This is a genomic window from Janthinobacterium sp. JC611 (assembly GCF_018682595.1).
Classification (GTDB): domain Bacteria; phylum Pseudomonadota; class Gammaproteobacteria; order Burkholderiales; family Burkholderiaceae_D; genus Janthinobacterium.
In genome coordinates this window covers 1-299 of record NZ_JAFLJN010000084.1, presented here as the reverse complement: position 1 = coordinate 299, position 299 = coordinate 1, and the positions used below count along the sequence as shown (strand labels likewise).

Sequence of the window (299 nt, the reverse complement as noted above, 5' to 3'; positions counted from 1 at the left end):
CTGACGGCAACCCAAGGTGACGTCAGCACGAACAAGGCGGTCGTGACAACGGCGGGCACGCTGAATGTGACGACGAGCGTCTCTCTGCACAACACGGAAGGCACGTTGCAGGCGGGCCAGTTCGACCTGTATTTGGGCAACCTGGACAATGCCAAGGGTACGCTGCTGCAGACGGGCACGGGCGATACCGTCATCAATACAAGTAGGCTCGACAACACGGCTGGCCGCATTGCCGTTAATAGCAAGAACCTGAACATCGATGCCGTCAGCGTTACGAACAAGGACGGCAAGATCGAGCA

The 299-nt window shown here is 58.2% G+C and carries 1 protein-coding gene; it reads left to right on the top strand.

Annotation, left to right across the window (positions count from 1 at the left end):
• The coding region (locus J0O65_RS28450) for a hypothetical protein (RefSeq protein WP_215410157.1) at window positions 1-299 on the top strand (299 nt) is incomplete at both ends.